Consider the following 23,432-nt stretch of genomic DNA (forward strand, 5'->3'; position numbering starts at 1 on the left):
GTGGGACGCGTGGCCGCTCTCGGAGAACAGGCGCGCGTGGCCGGACTGGCCTTGGCCGGGGTGCTGGTCCTCGTCGCGGAGGACCCCCGCGCGGTGCGCCGCACCTGGCGCGTTCTGCCCGACGACGTGCAGCTGGTGATCCTCACCCCCGCCGCGGCCAAGGCCCTCGACCTGCCGGAACCACCCCGGGGCGGTCAACCGCTGACAGCCGTGATGCCGCCATGACGACTCCTGAGACCGATCGGGTGACCGACGACGCTCTGGCTCCGGTACGGGCCGAGCTGCTGCGCGCCGCCCACGCCGATGCCGAAGCGGTCGGCGCCCGTGCGGAACGGGAGGCCACCGCACTGATCGACAAGGCCCGCCACAAGGCCCGTGAGATCCTCGACGACGCCCGCCGGCAGGGAGAAGCCGACGGCGCCGCCTCCGCTCGCGACATCCGCGTCCATGCTCGGCGGGAGGCCAGGTCCCGCCAGTTGTCCGTTCGCAGACAGATGCACGAAGAGCTGCGCGAACGCGCCACCGAACGCGTGCGGGCGGTGCACCGCTCGGCCGACTACGCCTGGATACGGGGGCTGCTGGAGCAGCGGGCCCGCCGCGTCCTCGGCCCGGACGCGGAGGTGACCGAGGACCCCCGCGGCGGTGTGGTGGCCCGCGCGCCGGGGCGGCGCGTGGACTGCACGCTGGACGCCCTGGCAGCCCGGGCCCTGAACCGGATGAGTGCGGAGGTGACGAGCCTGTGGGAGCGGTGACGGAAGCACCCGGCACACGGTTGCCCCGGCATCCGGCGGAACGGCCCGGCCGGATTCTGCGGGTGGCGGGGCCGCTGGTCGAGGCCGAGTACACCGGCGGGGTCGCGATGTACGACCTGGTCTCGCTCGGCCCGGCCGAACTGCCCGGCGAGGTCGTGGCCATCAGCGGTGACGTGATCACCGCTCAGTCGTACGAGTACACCGGCAGCCTGGCTCCGGGGCACCTGGCCCGCCCGCTGGGCCGCCCGCTGTCCGTGCGCCTGGGGCCGGAGCTGCTCGGCGGGATCTTCGACGGCCTGCTGCGGCCGCTGTCCGGCGGTGGCGACTGGCTGCTGCCGGGGGCGGAACGGTCGGCGGCCGGGGAACGCACCTGGTCCTTCTCCCCGGTGGTGGCGGAGGGCGAGCAGGCTGCCGAGGGCCAGGCCCTGGGTGACATCCAGGACGCCGGGCCCGTACGCCTTCGGATCCTCGTCCCGCCCGGCTGCGCGGGCACGGTCGAGCGGGTCGCCGCCCCGGGGGAGTGTGCGAGCGACGACGTGGCGGCGGTGGTGGGTGGTACGGAGGTGCCGGTCAGCGGCGTCTGGCCGGTCCGTCGGCCGCGCCCGGTGCGGCAGCGCGTCGACGCCCGGGAAGCCCTGAACACCGGCCAGCGGGTGATCGACCTGCTCTTCCCCGTCGCCCGGGGCAGCACGGTGGCGGTGCCCGGCGGGTTCGGCACGGGCAAGACGGTGCTGCTGCAGCAGATCGCCAAGTGGTGCGACGCGGACGTCATCGTGTACGTCGGCTGCGGCGAGCGCGGCAACGAGATGGCCGACGTCATCGCCGAACTGTCGGAGCTTCGGGATCCGCGCACGGGCGGGCGGCTCGCCGAGCGGACCGTGACCGTCGCCAACACCTCCAACATGCCGATGATGGCGCGCGAGGCGAGCATCTACACGGGCGTGACGGTCGCCGAGTACTTCCGGGACATGGGCCTGGACGTGGTGGTCATCGCCGACTCGACCTCCCGGTGGGCCGAGGCGCTGCGCGAGTTCGCCTCCCGTACCGGCGCGCTGCCCGCCGAGGAGGGCTACCCGGCCTCTCTCGCCTCCGCGATCGCCGCCTTCTACGAGCGCGCCGGAGCCGTGACGACGCTGGGCGGCGACCGGGGCTCGGTGACCGTGATCGGCGCGGTGTCCCCTCCCGGCGGGGACCTGACCGAACCGGTGACCGCACACACCGAGCGGTTCGTGCGCTGTCTGTGGAGCCTCGACCGCGACCTCGCCTATGCCCGCCACTACCCGGCGGTGTCATGGGCGGGGTCCTTCTCCCGTGACGTACCGGTCCTGGCCGCCGGGCACCGGGCGGCCGGTGATCCGGCGTGGGCCCGGCGACGCGACCAGGTGGCGGCGCTGCTGGCGGAGGCCGACCGGCTGGCCGATCTCGTCGATCTCATCGGCATCGCCGCGCTGCCAGCCCGGGAGCGGATCGGCGTGCTGGCCGGGCGGCTGGTCCGCGAGGGCGTGCTCCAGCAGAGCGCGCTGTCCGAATGGGACGCCTACTGCGGGTCTGAGAAGACGGCCGCACTGGTCGACGCGGTACTGACTGTCACCGGCCGCTGCCACGAGCTGATCAGCGCGGGTGTCCCGGCGGCCGCCGTCGAGGCGGTCGACTTCGGCCCGCTGTTGCGCGCCCGGGAGGACACCGGCCCGCATGACGCGGCGGGCGTGGCGGCCCTGCGGGACGCCATGCTCGCAAGGCTTCAGGAGGTGCGGCCATGACGGGCCCGTCCGGTGGACATGACCCGTCCGGGGAGGTCGGCGCGCCAGGCCCGTTCGGCGCCGTCGAGTACACGGCGGTGCGCGAACTCCGCGGCCCGCTCGCCGTCTTCCAAGGTGTGTCCGGGGTCGGCTGGGACGAGTACGTACGCATCACCCTCGCGTCGGGCGAACAGCGGCACGGCGTGGTCCTGGACGCCGACCGCGACCTGGCGGTCGTCCAGGTCCTGGAGGGAACCTCCGGAATGGACCCGACGGGCATCCGGGCGGCCTTCACCGGCGGCCCGCTGCGCGTCCCTGTCGGAACGGGCTGGCTGGGCCGCGTCTGCAACGGCCGCGGCGAGCCCGTCGACGGCGGCCCACCGGTCTTCGGCCCGTCCGACGCCGAGGTGGGCGGCAACCCGGTCAACCCGGTACGGCGACAGCCGCCGTCCGAGCCGGTACTCACCGGTGTCGGCGTCATCGACGCCCTGGCCACCCTCGTACGCGGGCAGAAACTGCCGGTGTTCTCCGTGGCCGGACTGCCGCACCTGGAACTGGCCGCACAGATCGCCGCCCAGTCCACCGCCGCGGGGGAGCCCTTCAGCGTCGTCTTCGCCGGTATGGGGCTCACCCACGCCGACGCCTCCTTCGTCCGCGACGCGCTGGAGGAACGGTCGGCGGCCGGGGAACTGGTCCTGCTGCTGAACACCGCCGACGATCCGGTGATCGAGCGGATCCTCACCCCGCGGATCGCACTCACCGTCGCCGAGCACCTCGCCTTCGCCGAAGGACGGCACGTCCTCGTGGTGATGACCGACATGACCACGTACGCGGAGGCCCTGCGCGAGGTGTCCGCCGCACGCGGGGAGATCCCCGCCCGCCGTGCCTACCCCGGCTACCTCTACAGCGATCTCGCCTCCCTCTACGAACGCTGCGGACGTATCCGGGGCCGGCCCGGCTCCGTCACCGTGCTGCCGGTGCTGACCATGCCCGCGGGGGACATCACCCATCCCGTGCCGGACCTGACCGGATACATCACCGAGGGCCAGATCGTCCTGTCCCCCGCGACGCACGCGCGGGGCGTGTACCCGCCGCTGGACGCCCTCTCCTCGCTGTCCCGTCTGATGCGCAAGGGCGCCGGTCCCGGGCGCACCCGCGCCGACCACCTCGACGTCGCGGCGCAACTGCTGGCCGCGTTGGCCCGGGCCCGGCAGGTCCGTGACCTCGCGGACCTGGTCGGCGAGTCGGCGCTGAGTCCCACCGACCGCAGCTACCTGGACCTCGACGAAGCTTTCCTGCGCGACTTCGCCGCTCAGCGCGGCGACGAACCGCGCACACTCGACGACGCTCTGGAACGCGCCTGGGGAGTCCTGCTCGCCCTGCCGCGTGGCCAGCTCTCCATGCTCCCCGCCCGACTCCTCGACGCACGCGGGGCGAGGGACGGTGCGAGGGAGACCAATACCGGTGGGGAGGGCGCACGGACGTCGAAGGGAGCCGCGTCCGAGGGATCCAGCAGGCCCGCGCCTGATGCGGAGGCATCCTTCAGGGCGACGGCTCCCTCCGAGGAGGCCCCCTGATGACAGGCGCCGCCCGCCGCACACCCCCCGGCCGCGCGGGACGGTTGCGCCTGCGGCACAACCTCGACGTCGCCGTCCGGGGTGCCGACCTCCTGGAGCAGAAGCTCCGGATCCTGCGCTCCGAACACGAACAACTACTGCGCGCCGAAGAAGCGGCTGCCCTGGCATGGCGCGACCTGTTGCCCGAGGCCGAGACCTGGCTGCTGCGCGGACTGCTCCTGAGCGGGGAGGGGGCACTCGACTCGGCCGCCGCCGGCATCGGCCCGGCCGGGGTCACGGTTCACTGGACCGCCTCCATGGGGGTACGCCATCCGGCGGAGGTTTCCCTCGCCGTACCCGCACGTGCACCCACCGCCGCCGCTGCTTCCAACACCGCCCTGGTGCACGCGGAGGCCGCCTACCGCCGTGCCCTGCGCGCCGCCGGTGAGTACGCGGTCGCACACGCCGCCGCCGAGCTGGTGGGAGCGGAGGTCATCGGCACTCGTCACAGGGTCCGTGCCCTGCGACGTCATTGGATCCCCCGCCTGCGCGAAGAACTCGCACGGGCCGATCTCGCCCTGGAGCAGAGCGAGCACGAGGACGCCGTCCGCCGACGCTGGGCCGCCCGGGCCGCGGCGGACGACCGGTCGGCCGCCGAGTGAGTCCGCTGGTGTCCGCACGTGGCTCCGCCCCGTCCGGCAGACCGCCTGAGGCGTCATCGCCGACGCCACCGGCTGCCGCCCCACCGGTCCGGAGGTCTACTCGTGCGGGTGCGGAACGACGATGACCGGGCAACGGGCATGGTGGAGTACGCCCTGGCTGACCGAGCCCAGGAGCATGCCGGTGAAGCCGCCGTGCCCGCGTGTGCCCACGACCAGCCCCAGGGAGTGTTCGGATGCTTCGGCCAGAACCCGCACCGGGTGGCCGCGCACGACCTCGTGGCGCAGTTCCACGTCCGGATAGGCGGCGGTACGCCCGGCCACCGTCTCCGACAGCAGTCGACGGCATTCCTGGACGGCCACGTCCTCGTCGAGGTGTCCGTGCCGGGGAGGGTGCCACACGTACAGGGCCCGCAGGAGAGCTCCGCGTAGGGCCGCCTCCTCGAAGGCGAAGTCGACGGCGGCCGCGGAACGAGGGCTGCCGTCCACGCCGACCACGAAGAACGGCGGCTGTTGGGTGATGTGCTCCGGCTCCGGCACGACCACCACCGGGCAGGGGCTGTGGGCAATGAGCGACAGGGCGACGGCGGACGGGGTGAACAGCTCCTGGGCGGCGCTCAGATGCCGGGATCCGAGCACGACCTCCGTGGCGTGCAGCGCCTGCTCGCGCAGCACCCAGGCCGGGGCACCCTCCGCCAGCAGCCCGGAGACCCGTACCTGCGGGTGCCGGGCCTCGACGAAGGCGACCGCTTCCTTCAGCACGTGATCGCCCGCCACGTGCAGCGTCTCGTTCCACTCCTCCCAGGACGGCCGCCCGCCCGTCGGCCGGAAGCCAGGGGTCGGCGCACCCTGTGCGTGGACCAGCAACAGGGGCAGGCGACGCCGGGCCGCCTCGTCGGCGGCCCAGGCCGACGCCATGCGTTTGCCCGGATCGGGGTCGAGGCCGACCACGATCGGCATCCCGCCTTCCTCGTACGTCATCACCGCCTCCTTGATGCTTGTCCTGCCGACGGACAACCCGGGGGCAGGACGTTCGCGAACCGGTCACGGAGGGGACCGCGGCCTTGGTGAGGGTCATCGGGGCGACGTCCGCACGGGCGGGGGCACCCCTTGACGGCCAGGTCGGACCGGGCGACCGCCGGTCGTTCGTCGGCGGGGTTCGCCGTGCGGGTGAGCCTGACGGGGGCGAACAGCCGGGTTTTGAAAGTGCCACCTTCCATCTTTGTCGCCCGCCGGCCGATGTGCACGGCCGGCGCGGCGGCCGTCCTCCCGGGCAGCCTGGGCCCTTTCCGGTTCTTGAGTCCGGTGGCGACGGAACGGCTCGTACGGCGGGACGGGATCCAGCCGAGTGGTCCTGCTGCCGCACCGAGCCCCTCCGGTCTCCGGCCCGGCGGACCACCACGCGGCCGTGAGGACACGGCGGCCGGGAGTGCGGCGATTCGGCACCCTGCGGGGCTGCCTTCCGCTTAGGCTCCCGAACGAGACCCGGTCGAGTGCCGGAAGTGGGCCGTTCGTTGCCTGGGTCTCTGTGCGGAACAGGACCGTGGGGCGACCGCGAGCCCGGCGCCGACGGGGAGTCGTGCATGGAGTGGTTGGTCTCGCTGGCAGGTGCCGCCCTGGTCATGGCCGCCCTGCGCGACCTGTTCCATACGCTCTGGCACCCGACCCGCCATGCCGGTCTGAGCCGCCTCGTCATGGCGGCGCTGTGGAGACTGGCCCGGCATCTTCGTGTGCGCGGGCGGGTGGTCGGGCTCGTCGGGCCGCTCGCCATGGTGGCGGTGGTCGGTCTGTGGGCCGGCACGATCATCCTGGGCTGGGCCATCGTCTACTGGCCGCACATGCCGGAGTCGTTCACCGTCGCACCCGGTTCCAGGGCGGCGGAGCAGCCGCCGCTGCTCGACTCCGTCTACCTGTCACTCGTCATGGTCGCCACCCTCGGGCTGGGGGACATCTCGCCCGCCGAGGGCTGGCTTCGCCTGGTCTCACCGCTGGAAGCCCTGGTCGGCTTCGCCCTCCTGACAGCCTCGGTCTCCTGGGTGCTGGAGATCTACCCGGCGCTGACCCGCAGGAGAGTCCTGGCGATCCGACTGGCTCTTCTCCAACGCTCGGCCCCGACCGACGAGCAGCTCGACTGCACGATGGGCGCCGTACTGCTGGAGACCCTGGCCACCGAGGTGGCCAGGGTCCGGATCGACTTCACGCAGTACGCCGAGGCCTACTACTTCCACGACGGTGAGGACCACTCGTCCCTGGCGGCCACGATCGGCTACGCCGCCGACCTCGCCCGGCGCGGACGAGCGGCCCGGCGGCCGGAGGTGCGCCTGACCGGCGACCTGCTCGCCGCCGCGCTGGCAGACCTGGCCGCCATCCTCGACGAGCGTTTCCTCCACACCGGCGGTACTCCGGCGCAAGTCTTCGCCGCGTACGCGGCCGACCACGGGCGCGGCCTGAGGCGGTCCTGACCACGGCGCCCCCGGCGGACGCCCTCGGAACGGACTGGCGCGGCCCGTCCCCAGGGCGAGGGGGTCCCGCTTCGTCCGAAGCCAGAGGGCCCGACTCGGTCCGCTGGAGGTGTGCGTGTCGTTCCGTCAGTCACCGGTGGCCAACCAATGTGGTGGCACCCTGAGAAGCGGAGCCCTGCCCTCCGGGGCGCCGGCCCCACACACGACGGGAGCGGTCGATGGCACAGAGCGGACGGGCCGGTCCGGGCAGTCCTGGTCGACGAACCGACCAGTGGCTCCACCTCGTCGAGAAGACGCTCCGGAACCATCTCCCACACGAGCCGAAGAAGCGCACGATGGAAGGGCGGATCGGAGCCGGGCACTCCTGGCCGACAGGTCCGCCGAGCCTGTGAACCAGCGCAGGGGCAGCCGGAGGCCCGATGCGGACATCGACGAACTCCGGAGCATGACGCCCGCGGAGGCGGGTCTGTCAGCGGAAGAGGCCGCACGGCGACTGGAGGTTCACGGGCCCAACGAGCTGCCGGAGGAGCCACGGACCCCGGTCTGGCGGCGGGTGCTGCAGCAGCTGCGCGACCCGCTGATCCTGGTACTGCTCGTGGCCGCCGCCCTGACGATCGCCACCGGCGATCTCTCCGATGCCGCCGTGATCCTGCTCGTGATCACCGTGAACACCGTGGTCGGCGTTGTGCAGGAGGTACGGGCGGAAGCGGCGGTCATGGCCCTGTCCGCCATGAGTGCCCCCGCTGCCAGAGTGGTCCGGGACGGCGAGGAACGGTCCGTCCCGGCTGCCGAGGTGGTGCCCGGTGATCTGGTCCTCCTGGCCGAGGGCGACATCGTTCCGGCCGACGGAGAGGTGCAGGCCGCCGCCCTGCTGCTGGCGGACGAGTCCTCGCTGACCGGCGAGTCCGTTCCGGTGGAGAAAGCCCCTGACGGTGACGCGGCGCGTGGCGCGGTATCGGCGGGCACGGTCATCGTCCGAGGCCACGGAGGAGTCCTGGTCACCGCGACCGGGGCCGACAGCGCGCTCGGCCGGATCGCCTCCCTCATGGGCGCCGCGCCCGGTCTGACGCCGCTGCAGCACCGGCTGGCGAGGTTCGGGCGGGTTCTCGCAGTTGTCATCATGGCGCTGTGCGCGCTGGTCCTGGCTCTCGGGCTGGTGCGCGGGCAGCCGGTGGAGCTGATGATCGTCGCGGCGATCAGCCTCGCCGTCGCAGCCGTCCCGGAGTCCCTCCCCGCCGTCGTGACACTCGCTCTCGCGCTGGGGGCGCGGAGGATGGCGGACCGGCATGCCATCGTCCGCAGACTGCCCGCGGTGGAGACCCTGGGCTCCGTGACCGTGATCGCCACGGACAAGACCGGCACCCTGACCGAGGGCCGGATGGCCGCCGAACGGCTGTGGACGCCCCACGGAGAAGCCACCGCCGTGGGTACGGGCTACCAACCCGAGGGCGCTGTCGTCCGCGACGGCGAGACGGTCACCCCGGGCGACGCGCCCGACCTGGCGGCGTTGCTGCGCGTCGCGCTGCTGTGCAACGACGCGGCGCTGGAGCCCCCGTCGGACAACTCCACGGAATGGCGCGCGCTGGGCGACCCCACGGAGGCCGCCCTGCTCGTGGCAGGGGCCCGGCTCGGGCTGGACCGGTCGGCGCTGGACCGGGAGCTGCCGCGCGTGGAGGAGATCCCCTTCGACAGCGGCCGCAAGCGCATGACGACCGTGCACCGTCGGCCGAAGGGCGGACTGCTCGTCGCGTGCAAAGGAGCGCCGGAATCGTTGCTCCGGCCGGAGGTTCTGGCCGATGACCCGGAAACGGTCACCCGGGCGGCGACGCAGGCGGAGCAGCTGGCACGCACCGGCTACCGGGTACTCGCCGTCGCCTCGGCCGACCGTGAACCATCGGCGGAACCGCCGCGGACCTGGGAATCGGAGCTGTCCCTTCTCGGCCTCGTCGGCATCCTCGACCCGCCCCGAAGCGCGTCGAAGACGACCATCGCCGCCTGCGAACGGGCCGGGATCGTCCCCGTACTCATCACCGGCGACCACCCGCTGACCGCACGGGCCGTGGCCGAGCGCCTGGGCATCGCCTCCCGGGAGGAGGAGGTCACCACCGGCGAGCGGATCCGGGAAGGCACGGCGGGCGACCTGACGGGCGTACGGGTCTACGCCCGGACCACTCCCGAGCAGAAACTGGACATCGTCCAGGCCTGGCGCGGTGCGGGCCACGTGGTGGCGATGACGGGGGACGGCGTCAACGACGGCCCGGCGCTGCGCCGGGCCGACATCGGCGTCGCCATGGGGCGGCGCGGCACCGAGGTGGCACGCCAAGCGGCCGATCTCGTGCTCGCCGACGACAATCCGGCGACGATCGTGTCGGCCGTCGAGGAAGGGCGCCGGGTCTACGCGAACGTGCGCCGGTTCCTGCTCTACGGGCTCGCCGGGGGCACCGCGGAGATCCTGGTCATGCTCCTGGGCCCCTTCCTGGGGATGCCGCTGCCGCTGCTCCCCGCGCAGATCCTCTGGATCAACCTGCTCACGCACGGCCTGCCCGGTGTCGCCCTCGGCGCGGAGCCCGTCGCCCCGGAAACGATGCGCCATCCGCCGCGGCCTCCCGAGGAGAGCGTGCTGGGCGCCGGGCTGTGGCCACGGATCCTGCTCATGGGCGCCTTCCTCGCCACCGTGACCCTCGCGGCCGGAATCTGGGCACGGGAGACCGGCCGCCCGTGGCAGTCCATGATGTTCCTCGTCCTCGGCGCGACCCAGCTCGGCGTGGCCCTCGGCTCCCGGGCCCGTCCCGGCACTCTGGCCAACCCGTTCCTGCTGGTCGCCGTGGGTGCGGCGCTGGGCCTCCAGGCAGCCGGTGTCTATCTGCCTCCGTTGCAGGACCTGCTGGGTACGGAGCCACTGTCGGCCGGCGACTTCGCCGTCGCCTGTGTGCTGTCCGGCCTCGGCCATGTCGTCATGCGCCTGCAGGCGAGGCTGAGACCGGAACGGCCACCGCGCAGGGTCGCGGCACGAGCGCGGGGTCGTTGAGGCCTCGGCATGCGTACGGGGAACGAGGAATCCACACTGGCTGAAGAAGCACCAACCGGGGCGGGCCCGGCATCCCGGGCTCTCCTCGTCGTGGATCGTGAGGCTCGAAGGAGATGGTCATGACCACTGCACGGGAGATCATGCATGCAGGTTGCACCTGTGTCCTGGAGAGCGAGACGCTGGAGATTGCCGCACGCCGGATGAGCGAGCTGAACGTCGGAGCCCTCCCGATCTGCGGGGAGGACGACCGGCTCCACGGGATCATCACCGACCGCGACATCGTGGTGAAGTGTCTCGCCAAGGGCAAGGACCCGAAGACCATGACGGCGGGCATGCTGGAGCAGGGCAAGCCGATCACGATCGACGCCGAGGCCGGCACGGACCAGGTCCTGCGGGCCATGGAGGAGCACAGGATCCGACGGCTGCCGGTCATCGAGAACCATCGTCTGGTGGGCATGATCAGTGAGGCCGACCTCGCGCGCCGCCTGCCCGAGGAGCAGGTGGGCCACTTCGTCGAGGCTGTCTGCGCGGCCGGCTGACCCTTCAGCCGTCACTCGAAGGCGGCGTGGATCTCCTGTTGGGTGGCGGCGTGGGAGACGACGAGGAGTTCGTCGCCGGGCCGGAGCCGCATCTCGGGGGCGGGGACGGTGGGCTGGCCCTCGCGGATGACCGTCGCGATGACGCTGCCGGCGGGGAGGACGATCTCGGCGAGAGTGCGGCCCGCGGCGCGGGACCGCGGTGTGATGGCGGTTTCGATCACGTCGACGCCCGCTCTGCTCAGGCGCAGGAGCGCCACGGTGTCCGTGGCACCAGTGGCTTCCTCGATGAGGGAGATGAGGGGAGTGGCGGCGGGGACCGCCGTGTCGACGCCCCAGTTCTGGTCGAACAGCCAGGTGTTCTCCGTGTCGTTGACGCGTGCCGCGACGCGGGGGACGGTGAACTGCCGCTTGGCGAGGAGGCTGATGACGAGGTTGTCCTCGTCGTTTCCGGTGGCCACGATGACGAGGTCTGCGGTGAGCGCACCCGCGTGTTCGAGGAACGTGGGCTCGCAGGCGTCCCCGGCGACGAGGCGTACGGGAAGGCGGCCTTCGAGTTCGGCGATGCGGTCCTCGTCGATGTCGACGAGGGTGACGTCGTTGCGGGCGGCGGCGAGGACCTGGGCGATCTGGGTGCCCAGGCGCCCGGCGCCGGCGATGAGGGCCCTCATGTCCCCAGCTCCTTGTCCAGGAAGCCGCGCAGGCGGCTGAGTGCGGTGGCGGCGACGGCGAAGGTGACCAGGTCGCCTGGTTCGGCGGGTGTGCTGTGTGCGGGCACGAGCGAGCGCCCGGCGCGGGTGACCTCCACGACGCGGATCTCACCGTCGACGTCGAACTCGGTCAGCCGCCGCCCGGTGAGGTAGGCGGGGAGTTCCGACCGGACCAGCAGGGTTTCGCCGTTGCCGAAGGTGAGCTCCGGAGTGAGGTGGCGGTGCAGCAGCATCTGGTGGATCTGGTGCACCGTCCAGCGGACGCTGGCGATCGTGGGGATGCCGAGTTCGCGGTAGATGTCGGCACGGCGGGGGTCGTAGATACGGGCGAGGACGATCGGGACCCGGTAGGTCTCCTTGGCGGTCCGCGCGCTGACGATGTTGCTGTTGTCGCCCGAGGTGACGGCGACGAACGCGTCCGCGTGCTCGATTCCGGCGGCCTCGAGGACGGCGCGGCTGTACCCGTTGCCTTCGTGGAACCGGCCGGGAAAGCCGGCGGGCAACCGGCTGCGGGTCCTGGGCAGGCGGTCGATGAGCCGTACGTCGTGGCCCTCGGCGACGAGCTGGACGGCGAGCGTGGATCCCACCCGCCCGCAGCCCGCGATGATCACTCTCATCCCGCTTCTCCCTTCGCACTCGGCTGTCGGCGGCGGCGCAGCCACGCCTTGCGGATTTCCTCGGCGGCCAGCAGCGCTGCTCCGAGCCCCACGAGGACCGCCCAGTCGACGGCGTCCAGCGGCGCGGTGTTGAAGACCGCCTGCAACGGGGGCAGGTAACTGATGGCCGCCATCAGGGCGATACCGAAGCAGCCGGCGGCGAGCAGCAACGGGTTGGACAGCAGCCCGATCCGGAACACGCTCTCCCGGTCGGTGCGCACCGCCAGTGCGTTGAAGAACTGGCTGACAACGATGCCTGCCTGGACCATGGTGATCGCCTCCCGGTAGACGATGTCGTCCTCGGTGAAGTCGGAGTACGGGATTCCGGATGCGTGGATGTGCCAGAAGAACACGGCGGTCACGCCGAGGGCCTGGATGCCGCCCAGGAACAGGACGCGACCCATCACGGCGGCGGAGAAGAGCCGTTCGCGCCGGGAGCGCGGTCGACGGTCCATCACATCGGGTTCCGGCGGCTCGGCGCCGAGCGCGAGAGCGGGCAGGACGTCGGAGCCGAGGTCGATCGCGAGGATCTGGACAGCGGTGATCGGCACCAGGGGAAACCCGGCGAAGGTCGCGGCCAGGATGGGCACCAGCTCGGCGATGTTGTGGCTGAAGAGGTAGATGAGGAACTTGCGGATGTTCTGGTAGACGGACCGGCCGAGCCGCACGGCCGCGGTGATGGAGGCGAACGAGTCGTCCAGCAGCACCATGACCGCGGCTTCGCGGGCGACGTCGGTGCCGGAGGCGCCCATCGCGACGCCGATGTCCGCGTGCTTGAGGGCAGGCGCGTCGTTGGCGCCGTCACCGGTGACCGCGACGACCTCACCGCGCCGCCGCAGCGCGGTCACCACCCGCATCTTGTGCTCGGGGCTGACCCGGCACAGCAAAAGCTCGCCAGAGTCCGCGAGCAGGGTGTCGAGGCCGTCGTCGTCGAGCGCGTCCAGCCGGGTGCCGGTCACGACGGCGGGCGCGGGCTGCCGCACGATGCCGACGCGGCGGGCGACCGCCTCCGCGGTCAGGGGGTGATCCCCGGTGACCATGACGATGCGGATCCCGGCCCGCCGACAGGCGTCGACGGCGTCGCTGACTTCCGGCCGCGGCGGGTCGAGCATGCCGACCAGGCCCAGAAGCGTGAGTTTTGACTCGACCTCGTCCTGGGTGGGGCGGGAGTCGGCCCGCGGCCGCGATGCCGCCGCCAGCACGCGCAGCCCTTGGGAGGCCAGTCGGTCGTTGGCGTCGGTCACCGCCGCGCGAAGTGCGCCGGTCAGCGGCTGACGCTCACCTCTCCAGTCGATGGCGGTGCAGCGGGCGAGGAGCTCCTGAGGTGCGCCTTTCACGTAGGCGCGGTACCCGTCGGGTGTCCTGTGCACGGTGCTCATCAGCTTGCGGGACGAGTCGAAGGGATACTCCGTCACACGGGGCGCCGCGGCTTCCTCGGCGGCCAGATCCAGGCCGGCCTTCTCCGCGGCGACGAGCAACGCCCCCTCGGTGGTGTCGCCGAGCACCCGCCGGCCCTCGCGGTCCGAACGGGAGCGCCTCCCGGCGCCGACCCGGAGAGGGACCAGCCGGGCATTGGAGCACAGCCCCGCCGCCCGGAGCAGCTCGCGCACCGGCCCGGGATCGGCCACTTCGCCGACCGGCGCGTACCCCACCCCGGACACGGCATGGAGCTCTCCACCGGCCCACACGTGGACGACGGTCATCTCGGCCTGGGTGAGCGTCCCGGTCTTGTCCGTGCACACGACAGTGGTGGAGCCGAGTGCCTCCACCGCCAGCAACTGCTTGACCAGCGCGTGCCGACGGGCCATGCGCCGAACCCCGATCGCAAGCGACACCGACAGCGTCGCCGGCAGTCCTTCGGGTACGAGGGCGACCATCACCCCGAGGGCGAACACGAAGGTCTCCACGAGCGGCTGCCCGGTGGGAAGGCGCACCGCGAACAGGGCCGCCCCGATCGCCAGCGCCGCCCCCGCCACCCGACGGGCCATCAAGGCGACCTGGCGCTGCAGCGGGGTCTTCTGCCGCGGCGCCGCCGCAGCGAGCCGGAAGACACGTCCGAACTCCGTCGCCACCCCGGTGGCGAACACCACGGCCTTCGCGGAGCCCGCAACGACGTCGGTACCCATGAACACACAGTTGCGGGCATGAAGCACCGGCCCGCCCGCCACCGGTTCACCGGTCCGCCCCACGGCGTCGCTCTCCCCCGTCAGCGCCGCGTTGTTCACCGAGACCTCGTGCGCCTCGACCAGTCGGCAGTCCGCCGACACCGCGTCCCCCGCCTCCAGGACCACAACGTCCCCGGGCACCAGGTCACGCGCGGGCAGCTCCTGCCGCTCCCCGTCGCGCAGCACCCGGCAGGTGTGCGGCACCATCGCCTGCAGCGACTCCGCCGTCCGCTCGGCCGAGTACTCCTGCGCGAAGCCGATGGCGGCGTTCAGCACCACCACACCCGCGATCGCCACGGCCAGCTGCAGGGTGCCCACGTCACGGGGCTCCTGGAGCCCGTACGCCAGGAACGTGATCGCCGACGCGACGAGCAGCATCACCGCGAAGAGGTCGGTGAACTGCCCGACGAGGTCTCGCCACCACCCCCCGCGTCCGGCGCGCGGCAGCTCGTTGGGCCCGAAACGGTCCCGCCGTGCCGCCACTTCCGCGAAGGGCAGTCCCCGTGGCGAGGTGCCCAGCGTGGCGAAGACGTCCCCGGCCGACACGGTCTGCACGGCGGGACCAGGACTGCCGCTGGCATCCGTCGGCGCGCGGTCCCCGTCACCGGGCGTCAGTACGGGAGTTCCGGTACCCATCGGCCACCTCGCCGGGACGCGGTCACGGCGCGGCCACACGTACCGCGGTGACCTTGTACTCGGGGCATGACGTGACGGTGTCCGCGTGGTCGGAGGTCAGGCGGTTCACTCCGCTCGCGGGGAAGTGGAAGGAGCAGAAGACCTGACCGGGCGCCGTCTGTTCGCCGACCCGGGCGATGAGCCGGGCCCGCCCGTGCCGGCTCTCCACGGCGACCGGCGCACCGTCCCGCACATCGAACCGGACGGCGTCGGCGGGGTGGAGGTCGAGGAAGTCGACCGGATCGAGTACGAGGTTGGCGCCGTGTCTGGTCATGCTGCCGGAGTTGTAGTGGGCCCAGCGCCGCCCGGTGACCAGGACCAGCGGATAGTCGTCGTCGGGCTGTTCACCGGGCGGGAGATAGGGGGCCGCGGCAAGGCGGGCCCGCCCGTCCGGTGTGGCGAACCGCTCCACGTACAGCTTGGCCTCCCCCGGACGGTCGGGGTCCGGGCAGGGCCACGGCACGGCGCCCTCCCGGTCCAGCCGGTTGTGGGAGAGACCGGCGAAGACGGGCGCGACCCGTCCGCACTCGGCCAGCGCGTCGGCCGGGGCGGCACAGCCCAGGTCGGCTCCCATCATCGCGGCGAGGGCCCGTACGACGTCGAAGTCGCTGCGTGCCTCTCCCGGCGGGGGCACGGCGGGGCGGACCCGCTGGAACCGGCGGTCGAAGTTGACGAAGGTGCCGTCCTTCTCCAGCCAGGACGCGACCGGCAGCACGACGTCCGCGTGGCGGGCCGTCTCGGACAGGAACAGCTCGTTGCAGACGACGAGCGGGCACGCGTCCAGGGCCTGGGCCACCCGGTTCGCGTCGGGGTCGGTGGCGCAGACATCCTCGCCGATAACCCACAGCGCCCGCAGATCCCCGGCCCGCGCGGCGGCGAACATGTCCGGGATGCGCAGGCCGGGCCGCTGCGGAACCGGGACGCCCCACACCGCCTCGGCCCGCGACCGCGCGTCCGGATCGGTCACCTTCCCGTAGCCGGGCAGGAGGTCGGGCAGCGCGCCCATGTCGGAGGCGCCCTGGACGTTGTTCTGGCCGCGCAGCGGGTTGACCCCGTGCCCGCGGTCGGTGCCCACGGCCCCGCGCAGGATCGCCAGGTTGGCCAGCGAGCGCACCCCGTCCGTGCCGTGGAGGTGTTCGGTGACGCCCAGGCCGTAGACGATCGCGGGCCGTCGGGCGCGGCCGTACAGCCGGGCGGCGGCGACCAGGTCCGCGGCGGGTACGCCGGTGATGCCGGAGACCTGGTCGGGTGGATAGTCGTCCAGCAGAGCGGTGAGTTCCGGCAGACCGGTGGCCCGCTCTCGCAGAAACTCCTCGTCCGCCAGTCCTTCGGCGAGCAGGACGTGGGCGAGCCCGTGGAAGAGCGCCACGTTGGTGCCCGGGCGGGGGCGCAGATGGACGTCGGCGTGCAGGGCGAGGCCGACGGCGCGGGGGTCGGCGACGACCAGCTTGGCCCCGTGCAGCACCCGACTCAGCAGCCGCGCTCCGACCACGGGATGGGCTTCGACCGGGTTCGCCCCGACCACCAGCAGACAGTCGGCCCGCTCGACGTCGTCGAAGCTGTCGGTGCCGCCGGAGAGACCGAAGGAGGCGGTCAGGCCGGCGGCTGAGGGGGAGTGGCACAGACGGGAGCAGTTGTCGACGTTGTTGGTGCCGATGACGACGCGCATGAACTTCTGGACGAGGTAGTTCTCCTCGTTGGTGGCGCGGGCCGAGGAGATGGCCGCCACGGAGTCCGGGCCACCGGCGTCCACGGCCGCGCGCAGCCCCCGGGCGACATGGCCGAGCGCCTCGTCCCAGCCGACGGGCTCCAGGTGGCCGTCGCGTCGGAGCAACGGTCGGGTGATCCGTTCGGGAGAGGTGAGGTATCCGTGGGCGAAGCGCCCCTTGACGCAGGCGTGCCCCTGGTTGACCGGGCCGTCCAGGGCGGGCAGAACCGCGGTGACCTCGCCGTCGCGGGTGGCGACCTCCAGGGCGCACCCGACGCCGCAGTAGCCGCAGGTGGTGCGCGTCCGGGCCGCCGCCTGACGGGTCCCGGACGTGAGGCCGCGCCCCGGACCGGGCTCGGTGATCGCGCCGGTCGGGCAGGTGTCGACGCAGCCGCCGCAGGCCACGCAGTCCGACTCGGCCCACAGGCCGCCGGTGCCAGGGGCCACGACGGTGTCGGCGCCCCGGCCGACCAGGGTGAGGGCGAATGTGCCCTGCACCTCGGAGCACATGCGGACACACCGGCCGCAGGCGATGCACAGGTCCCGGTCGAGATGCACGTAGGGGTGGGACTCGTCGCGGCCCCGGCCGCCGACGCCCTGGGCCGTGTCCGGGCCGATGTCCATCGACCGGCAGACCTGCGCCAGCTCGCTGGGGTTGTCGTCGGCGAGTGCACGGGACGGGAGGGCGGAGGCGATGAGCTCCACCGCGTCCCGGCGCAGCTGACGGAGATCGGCTGTGGCCGTCTCGATCCGGGCCCCGGCCGCGGCCGGGGTCACGCAGGCTGCCGCGATCCGTCCGTCGGCCCGTACGAGACACGTCCGGCAGGAGCCGGCGGGGCTGAGCCGGTCGTCGGAACAGAGTGCGGGCAACTCGATCCCGGCCGCCCGCACCGCCGCGAGCAGGGAAGCTCCCTCGGGCACGGCGACGCCCGCGCCGTCGACCTCGACCTCGGTCTCGATGCCGGTCATGCGGCCCATCCCGCCAGTCGGTCTCCGTAGGCACGGGCAAGGCTGCGCACGGCAGGCGGGATCCGCCGTCCGAAGGCGCACAGGCTCGCCTCGGCCAGGACGCGTGAGAGCCGTTGCCACTCTTCTGCGGGCGGGGCGCCCGCGGCAGCCAGTTCCAGGCCCCGGCGCGAGCCCACGCGGCAGGGCGAGCACGCGCCACAGCTCTCCGCGGCGGCGAACTCCCAGATGTGCCGCATGACATCCTCCGGAGCGACGCGCTGGTCGAAGGCGACGAGACCGGCGTGGCCGAGGGCGGCGCCCCGGGCGTCGAGGTCGGCGGCGGTCAATGGCACATCCAGCGCGTCGGGGGCGAGGAAGCCGCCCAGCGGCCCGCCTACCTGGAGCACGGCCAACTCGGCGCCGTCCTTCAGCCCGCCGCCCAGTTCGGTGACGATCCGGCTCACCGGCGTGCCGAGCTCGACCTCGTACGCGCCCGGCCGGGCGAACCGCTCCGACAGGCAGACCAGCTTCGTCCCGGTTTCGTCGAGAACCCCGCGTCGGGCGTAGGCTTCGCCGCCCCGGGAGACGATCCACGGGACGGCTGCCAGGGTCTCGACGTTGTTCACCACCGTCGGCGCGTCCCACAGCCCGTGCCGGGTCGGGTAGGGCGGGCGCGGCCGTGCGCAGCCCCGGCCTCCCTCCAGGCTCGCGATCAGCGCGGTCTCCTCACCCGCGACATACGATCCGGCGCCCTCCACCACCTCGACGTCCAGCGCAGTGGCCGTGCCGTGTACGGACATACCGAAGTGCCCGTCCGTGTACGCCTGCCCGACCGCCTCCCGCATCCGCGACAGTGCGCGCGGGTACTCCGAGCGCACGAGCACCACCCCCCGTCGTGCCCCGCACGCGAAGCAGGCCAGTGCCAGTCCCTCCAGCACCCGCTGCGGATCGGCCTCCATGAGCAGCCGGTCGGCGTACGAGCCGGGATCTCCCTCGTCTCCGTTGACCACGACCACGGTGCCGGGCGCCCTGCCGACCGCCTCCCACTTCGCCGCGACCCGGAAACCGGCGCCGCCACGCCCGCGCAGCCCGGATGCGGCCACTTCCAGCAGGACCTCGTCAGGAGTCCCCCTCGTCACCGTCCGTGGCCACACCTGCCAAGCAGGTTCCCCGGCCACCGTGCCTCCCAGCAGAACGGGATCGCCGGTGTCGTCGGCCGCCGGGATCTCCGGCGCCTGTGGACGCTCGCGCCCCGCCAGCTGACCGGCCAGCGTCGGGCCGGTGCAGGGCGTGTCGCCGTCGAGCGCCGCGGGACCCGCGTAGCAGTACCCCAGACAGCGCACCGCCTGCACCGACGTCCCGCCGTCCGGTGAGGCCGTGCCCACGGCGACGCCCAGTCCGTCCTCCACGTCGGCGAGATGCCGTCCGCCCCGGGCGGCGAAGCACGCCGTCGCCGCACACACCCGGACGTGACGGCGACCGTGCGGGGCGGCGAGATCCGCGTAGTACTCGGCCGGGCCGAGCGCGGCGGCGGCGGGCAGGCCGATGTCGGTGGCGACAGAGGGAGCCCAGACCTCGGGATCTTCCGTCGTTCCCGCCCTGGCCTCGGCCAGCGACTCGGTCAGCAGGTCTCCCGGCCGCCCACGCCGGTCGGCCAGGGCTCGAAATGCGTCGAAACGGTCCGCAGGACCTACGGGAACCATGCCCTCATCGTGGCGGCAGCCAGTCGGGGCCGCATCCCGGCATCGGCGAGTGGGGGCGGCTGCAGCGGCAGGGCTGTTCCGGGCGCGGGCATGGACGAATCGTGTGATCACCCGCGGTGGTGGGCGCGTCACGGACGGCCGGGTGGACGGGTACACACCAGCATCGTGAGCGAGTCGTAGAACTGGGCCCCCGCATCTGCCAAGGAGGAACTGCCTTGAATCGCACGTCATCGCCGCGGACTCGTGGAGCGGTGGAGCGGTGACACCCACGCAGCCGACGCGGATGCTCGTTCTGGCAACGGCCGGATTCATGCTCTGCTTCTGGGCGTGGGCACTGCTGGCACCGCTCGGCCCGACCCTCCGGGAGGACCTGGACCTGACTTCCTTCCAGCAATCCCTCGTCGTGGCGGTACCCGTGATCGTCGGCGCGCTCGGCAGGATCCCCGTGGGCGCGCTCACCGACCGGGTCGGCGCACGCCGGATGTTCCCTCTCGTCGCCGCTCTCACCGTCCTGCCCGTGCTCTATCTCGGACACCTGGCAGATTCCTTGCCCGAGGTGCTGGTGGGCGGCCTCATTCTCGGCCTGGGCGGCACGACGTTCGCCGTCGGTGTGCCGTTCGTCAACGCCTGGTACCCGCCTGAGCGGCGCGGACTGGCGCTGGGGATCTTCGGTATCGGCACCGGAGGCACCGCTCTCTCGTCCTTCACCACGGTGCAGCTGGCGGACGCCGTCGCGTTCTCGTTCCCCTTCGACGTGGTCGCCGGCCTCCTGGCCGTATACGCCGTGGTGGCACGCCTCCTCCTGCGCGACAAACCCGACCGGGCCGTACCGGCCGGATCCCTGCTCGCACGCACCACGGCAGCCCTGCGGATGCCCGCCACCGATCAACTGGCCTTCCTCTACGCCGTGGCCTTCGGCGGATTCGTCGCCTTCAGCGTCTACCTGCCCACGTACCTCACCAACGCCTACGGTCTCGGACGGTCCGACGCCGCACTGCGTACGGCGGGCTTCGTCGTTCTCGCCGTCGCCATGCGTCCGGTCGGCGGATGGCTGTCCGACCGGGCGCACCCCGTGCCCGTACTCATCACCGCCTACACGGCCGTGGGCGCTCTCGCGCTCCTCGCTTCCTTCGAACTTCCGCTGATCCCGATCGGAACGCTCGCCTTTCTGGGCATGGCGGCCGCCCTTGGGGCGGGATCAGGAGCCGTGTTCGCTCTCGTCGCACGCCTCGTGCCCCCGGAGCGGGTCGGCTCGGTCACCGGTGTCGTGGGCGCCGCCGGAGGACTGGGCGGCTTCTTCCCGCCCCTGGTCATGGGCGCCGTCTACGGAGCCGCGGACGACTACACCTGGGGATACGTGCTGCTGGCGGCCACCGCGAGCGCCACCGCGGTTTTCACCGCCACTGCCGTCCGGCGCCAAGCCCGGAAAGCGTTGCCATCGGAGTAGGCCGTCACCACGGCCGCCGGCACCGAGCCGTGGAGGCCGGTTCGCTGACTGCGACGAAGGTCCGTGGCCAGCGGTACAGCAAGCCCGGCGGGCGATGTCGGCGCGGCGCCCACGGTGTCGATCACTCTTTCCGGTGACCGGGTCGGCCCGCGCCATCACATCGCCCCGCACTGGGTCACCGGGTCGGCGACGTCCTCCCAGGATCGCTTGCCTGGCCACGCGTCATCAGAATCAGCACGACAGTCTCCTCACCTTGCGTCCGCCCGCACCAGCCCGGTGGCGATCCGCGCCGCCCACTCCTCGATCTGGGTGAAGTCGCGGAAGTCACCGCCCTTTCCGGAGCGGAGGATCATCCGTGCGACCCAACCCTTCGCGCCCTCTTCCAGGCGGCCACCGAAGGTGATGTGCTCGACAGCGTCGAGCCGGATCATGATCCGCTTCACTCCGGGCACCGGTGGGATGTCCCGCTCCGAGGCCGAGGCGTCGAGCGGGCCGCTGCTGAACAGCCACAGCGGGTGTTCGGCCAGTGCGCGGCGGTGGCGGCGAGCGAAGCGGCGGGCGTCCTTGTGCCAGCGCCCGGCGTACAGCCCGCCGCCGAGCACCACGGCGTCGTAGGACTCCATGCTCCTCACCGACCGGGCGGCCGAGGCGTCGGCCGACGTTCCCTCCTTACGCAGCACGTCGGCGATGGTCTCGGCGATCTGCGCGGTCGATCCGTTCGTGGTTCCGTAGGCGACCAACACGTTGCTGAGCACGGCGGTTCGCCTCCTCTCGTCAGAGCCTTCGCAGCCAGTCGTCGGTGACGCCGTGCAGCGTCTGCTCGTCCGGCTGGAGTCGCGAGTCGTCCAGGTGGTAGGCGAGTTTGTCGACCACCGCGACCACGCCGTCGGTCTGGTGCGTCAGGGAAGCGGCGATCTCCGTCTCGCTACTCTTTGTGTGCGTTCCATGCGCTGTCGAGCGTGAACACGTTCTCGCGGAGACGTCCGCGCTCCGCGGCGCCGGCCACAGGGCGCGCACCAGCACCTCCCTCGGGTCGGGGGCCTCGGCCTGCCGGACCAGCGGGTCCGTCTCGGAGATCCCCCTACGACCTTCTCATCGTCGCCCACTACCGGCAGCCCGCTGATGAGATGGTCGGCCGCCACTCCGCCGGGTTGTCCGAGCTCTCCCTGCTCACCGACCACGACGTACACGACCTCATCACGGCTCCCCGCTGTGCCCCGCTGCGGTGCGGGGCAGCCGCAGCAACTGTTCCGGTGCTTGGAGGTCGACGGGTCGGCTGCCGTGCGCGGAATCGGCGACGTACTCGGAGGGCGCGCCCCGGGCCGCGGAGTATCCGTTGCCCAGGATGCACAAGGACTCGCGTATGCGCTCCTGTGCCGGGTCGCAGTCCTCGTACTCCCAGATCCTGTCGCGCCTCGTCAGTCCTCGGCCGCGAGCAGCTCCGCGAGGTCGTCGACCACCAGGTCCGCACCGCGCTTCAGCAGTTCGGCACGCGTACCCGGGGTGTGGGCCCGGTCCACGCCGATGACCAGGCCGAAGCCGCCGCGCCGCCCGGCCTCGACTCCGGCCAGGGCGTCTTCGACGACGGCCGCACGGCTCGCGGGGACACCGAGGCGGCGGGCCGCCTCCAGGAAGAGGGCGGGGTCGGGCTTGCCGGGCAGGTGAAGACGAGCGGCCTCCGCGCCGTCCACCAGGGCGTCGAAGAGGTCCCGCACTCCGGCGTGTTCGAGGAGTTCGCATGCGTGCCGGGAGGCTGAGGCGGCGGCCAGCGGGATGCCGGCCGCGCGCAGAGCGCGCAACAGCCGGACCGTGCCGGGGTAGGCGTCGACACCGTGTTCCCGCAGCCGCTCGGTGAACAGCCGCTCCTTGTCCGCGGCGACGGCCCGGACGTCGACTTCGGACGGATTCAGGCCCCGGGACTGGAGGAAGGCCCGCGCTCCGTCGAGACGCGACTTGCCGTCGACGTGACGTAGATAGTCGTCCCCCACATCGAAGGGGTGCTGGCCGTGCGGAGTCAGGAAGGCGTCGAACGCCGTCTTCCACGCGGCGGCGTGCACCCGCGCGGAGTCCGTGATGACGCCGTCGGTGTCGAAGACGACAGCAACTGTGCCCCGCAGCGCGCGCGGCATAGCAGTCCTGCCCGGTTTTGTGCTCATCCTCCGTCACCCGTGCCGTGAGGTCGAGAGCCGGTTGGGTGCAGCCCCACTCGTTGTCGTACCAGCCGAACACCTTCACCAGCGTGCCGTTGGCCTGGGGCAGGGCCTGGTGGAACACGCTGTACGCGGGGCGCCGATGACGTCGCGGGAGAGACCAGCACAAGTGTCGAGTCCGCCGGTTCCGTGGGCGGCGTCTGCTCCGGATGTCCCGCCTGTGCGATGGTCATCGTGCGTTCCTAGCCTCTGAGCACGGCGCCGGGAGCCATCTGACCGCGGAGACATCAGCTCATTTGCTCGGTCGGCGGGAGCGTCAGGTAGGCGGCGATTCCTGCTGGCAGCGTCTTGTCGCCTCGGGCACGACGAGGCTTGTGGACGCCAACCTGGAGAAGGCGCTCACCGAACCGAGTCTCACTCCGCCTTCTGCCCACGCTGCCCTCGGTCAGTGCCCTTTGCCTCGGCAGAGGGCACTGGCATATGTCCTTGATCATTATGTCTGGCGGGCCGATCGTCTCGGCTCGGTGAGAGCCGGACA

At 72.4% G+C, this 23,432-nt stretch carries 18 protein-coding genes; 9 read left to right on the forward strand and 9 right to left on the reverse strand.

Annotation, left to right across the window (positions count from 1 at the left end):
* The first annotated feature begins 9 nt into the window (after nucleotides 1-9).
* The 5 genes from OG622_RS45985 to OG622_RS46005 are packed head-to-tail and all read left to right on the forward strand — an operon-like array spanning nucleotide 10 to nucleotide 4,709.
* Nucleotides 10-225 (forward strand): hypothetical protein, encoded by a 216-nt coding sequence (locus tag OG622_RS45985; RefSeq protein ID WP_256960879.1) that lies wholly within the window; start codon nucleotides 10-12, stop codon nucleotides 223-225.
* Complete coding sequence (locus OG622_RS45990; protein ID WP_143677448.1) at nucleotides 222-752, forward strand: V-type ATP synthase subunit E family protein; 531 nt, start codon at nucleotides 222-224, stop codon at nucleotides 750-752. The genes OG622_RS45985 and OG622_RS45990 overlap by 4 nt, the downstream gene beginning before the upstream one ends.
* Nucleotides 749-2,512, forward strand: a complete 1,764-nt coding sequence (locus tag OG622_RS45995; RefSeq protein ID WP_256960878.1) for a V-type ATP synthase subunit A — start codon at nucleotides 749-751, stop codon at nucleotides 2,510-2,512. Before OG622_RS45990 ends, OG622_RS45995 begins: the two co-directional genes overlap by 4 nt.
* Complete coding sequence (locus OG622_RS46000; RefSeq protein WP_371583043.1) at nucleotides 2,509-4,068, forward strand: V-type ATP synthase subunit B; 1,560 nt, start codon at nucleotides 2,509-2,511, stop codon at nucleotides 4,066-4,068. Before OG622_RS45995 ends, OG622_RS46000 begins: the two co-directional genes overlap by 4 nt.
* Entirely contained in the window at nucleotides 4,068-4,709 is a 642-nt protein-coding gene (locus OG622_RS46005; RefSeq protein ID WP_371583044.1) for a V-type ATP synthase subunit D, read from the forward strand. The genes OG622_RS46000 and OG622_RS46005 overlap by 1 nt, the downstream gene beginning before the upstream one ends.
* Before the next feature lie 96 nt (nucleotides 4,710-4,805).
* Here OG622_RS46005 and OG622_RS46010 read toward each other — a convergent pair whose 3' ends face one another.
* The gene (locus tag OG622_RS46010; protein ID WP_371583045.1) at nucleotides 4,806-5,687 is read right to left on the reverse strand and encodes a universal stress protein; all 882 of its coding nucleotides are present in this window, start codon (nucleotides 5,685-5,687) and stop codon (nucleotides 4,806-4,808) included.
* 602 nt (nucleotides 5,688-6,289) lie between these two features.
* Between OG622_RS46010 and OG622_RS46015 the strand changes: the two genes are divergently transcribed.
* The 3 genes from OG622_RS46015 (at nucleotide 6,290) to OG622_RS46025 (ending at nucleotide 10,735) form a co-directional block, all read left to right on the forward strand.
* Nucleotides 6,290-7,168 (forward strand): potassium channel family protein, encoded by an 879-nt coding sequence (locus tag OG622_RS46015; RefSeq protein ID WP_371583047.1) that lies wholly within the window; start codon nucleotides 6,290-6,292, stop codon nucleotides 7,166-7,168.
* 445 nt (nucleotides 7,169-7,613) lie between these two features.
* Nucleotides 7,614-10,196: a cation-translocating P-type ATPase gene (locus OG622_RS46020; protein ID WP_371583048.1), complete on the forward strand. Its 2,583-nt coding sequence runs from the start codon at nucleotides 7,614-7,616 to the stop codon at nucleotides 10,194-10,196.
* A gap of 119 nt (nucleotides 10,197-10,315) precedes the next feature.
* Entirely contained in the window at nucleotides 10,316-10,735 is a 420-nt protein-coding gene (locus OG622_RS46025) for a CBS domain-containing protein (RefSeq protein WP_371583049.1), read from the forward strand.
* Nucleotides 10,736-10,746: 11 nt separating this feature from the next.
* On the opposite strand, the gene OG622_RS46030 is transcribed toward OG622_RS46025, so the two are convergent.
* Genes OG622_RS46030 through OG622_RS46050 form a run of 5 tightly spaced genes read right to left on the reverse strand, consistent with a single transcriptional unit; the run spans nucleotide 10,747 to nucleotide 19,297 of the window.
* Nucleotides 10,747-11,403 (reverse strand): TrkA family potassium uptake protein, encoded by a 657-nt coding sequence (locus tag OG622_RS46030; RefSeq protein WP_371583051.1) that lies wholly within the window; start codon nucleotides 11,401-11,403, stop codon nucleotides 10,747-10,749.
* Nucleotides 11,400-12,059, reverse strand: a complete 660-nt coding sequence (locus OG622_RS46035) for a TrkA family potassium uptake protein (protein ID WP_371583053.1) — start codon at nucleotides 12,057-12,059, stop codon at nucleotides 11,400-11,402. Before OG622_RS46035 ends, OG622_RS46030 begins: the two co-directional genes overlap by 4 nt.
* Nucleotides 12,056-14,899 carry a cation-translocating P-type ATPase gene (locus OG622_RS46040; RefSeq protein WP_371583054.1) on the reverse strand — a complete coding sequence of 948 codons (2,844 nt, stop codon included), beginning with the start codon at nucleotides 14,897-14,899 and terminating at the stop codon, nucleotides 12,056-12,058. The genes OG622_RS46035 and OG622_RS46040 overlap by 4 nt, the downstream gene beginning before the upstream one ends.
* A 22-nt stretch (nucleotides 14,900-14,921) precedes the next feature.
* Nucleotides 14,922-17,615, reverse strand: coding sequence for a formate dehydrogenase subunit alpha (gene fdhF / locus OG622_RS46045; protein WP_371583056.1), 2,694 nt, complete (start codon nucleotides 17,613-17,615; stop codon nucleotides 14,922-14,924).
* The gene (locus OG622_RS46050; RefSeq protein ID WP_371583058.1) at nucleotides 17,612-19,297 is read right to left on the reverse strand and encodes an NAD(P)H-dependent oxidoreductase subunit E; all 1,686 of its coding nucleotides are present in this window, start codon (nucleotides 19,295-19,297) and stop codon (nucleotides 17,612-17,614) included. The genes fdhF and OG622_RS46050 overlap by 4 nt, the downstream gene beginning before the upstream one ends.
* Nucleotides 19,298-19,580: 283 nt before the next feature.
* On the opposite strand from OG622_RS46050, the gene OG622_RS46055 reads away from it, so the two are divergent.
* Entirely contained in the window at nucleotides 19,581-20,744 is a 1,164-nt protein-coding gene (locus OG622_RS46055) for an MFS transporter (protein ID WP_371584428.1), read from the forward strand.
* A gap of 248 nt (nucleotides 20,745-20,992) precedes the next feature.
* Here the strand turns inward: OG622_RS46055 and OG622_RS46060 are convergent, their stop codons facing one another.
* The 3 genes from OG622_RS46060 to OG622_RS46070 form a co-directional block, all read right to left on the reverse strand.
* Entirely contained in the window at nucleotides 20,993-21,499 is a 507-nt protein-coding gene (locus OG622_RS46060; RefSeq protein ID WP_086750409.1) for a flavodoxin domain-containing protein, read from the reverse strand.
* 442 nt (nucleotides 21,500-21,941) lie between these two features.
* Complete coding sequence (locus tag OG622_RS46065; protein WP_371583059.1) at nucleotides 21,942-22,097, reverse strand: hypothetical protein; 156 nt, start codon at nucleotides 22,095-22,097, stop codon at nucleotides 21,942-21,944.
* A gap of 65 nt (nucleotides 22,098-22,162) precedes the next feature.
* On the reverse strand, nucleotides 22,163-22,900 hold the full coding sequence (locus OG622_RS46070) for an HAD family hydrolase (protein ID WP_371583060.1): 738 nt from the start codon (nucleotides 22,898-22,900) through the stop codon (nucleotides 22,163-22,165).
* Nucleotides 22,901-23,432 lie beyond the last annotated feature (532 nt).

The organism is Streptomyces sp. NBC_01314 (assembly GCF_041435215.1).
Classification (GTDB): Bacteria; Actinomycetota; Actinomycetes; order Streptomycetales; family Streptomycetaceae; genus Streptomyces.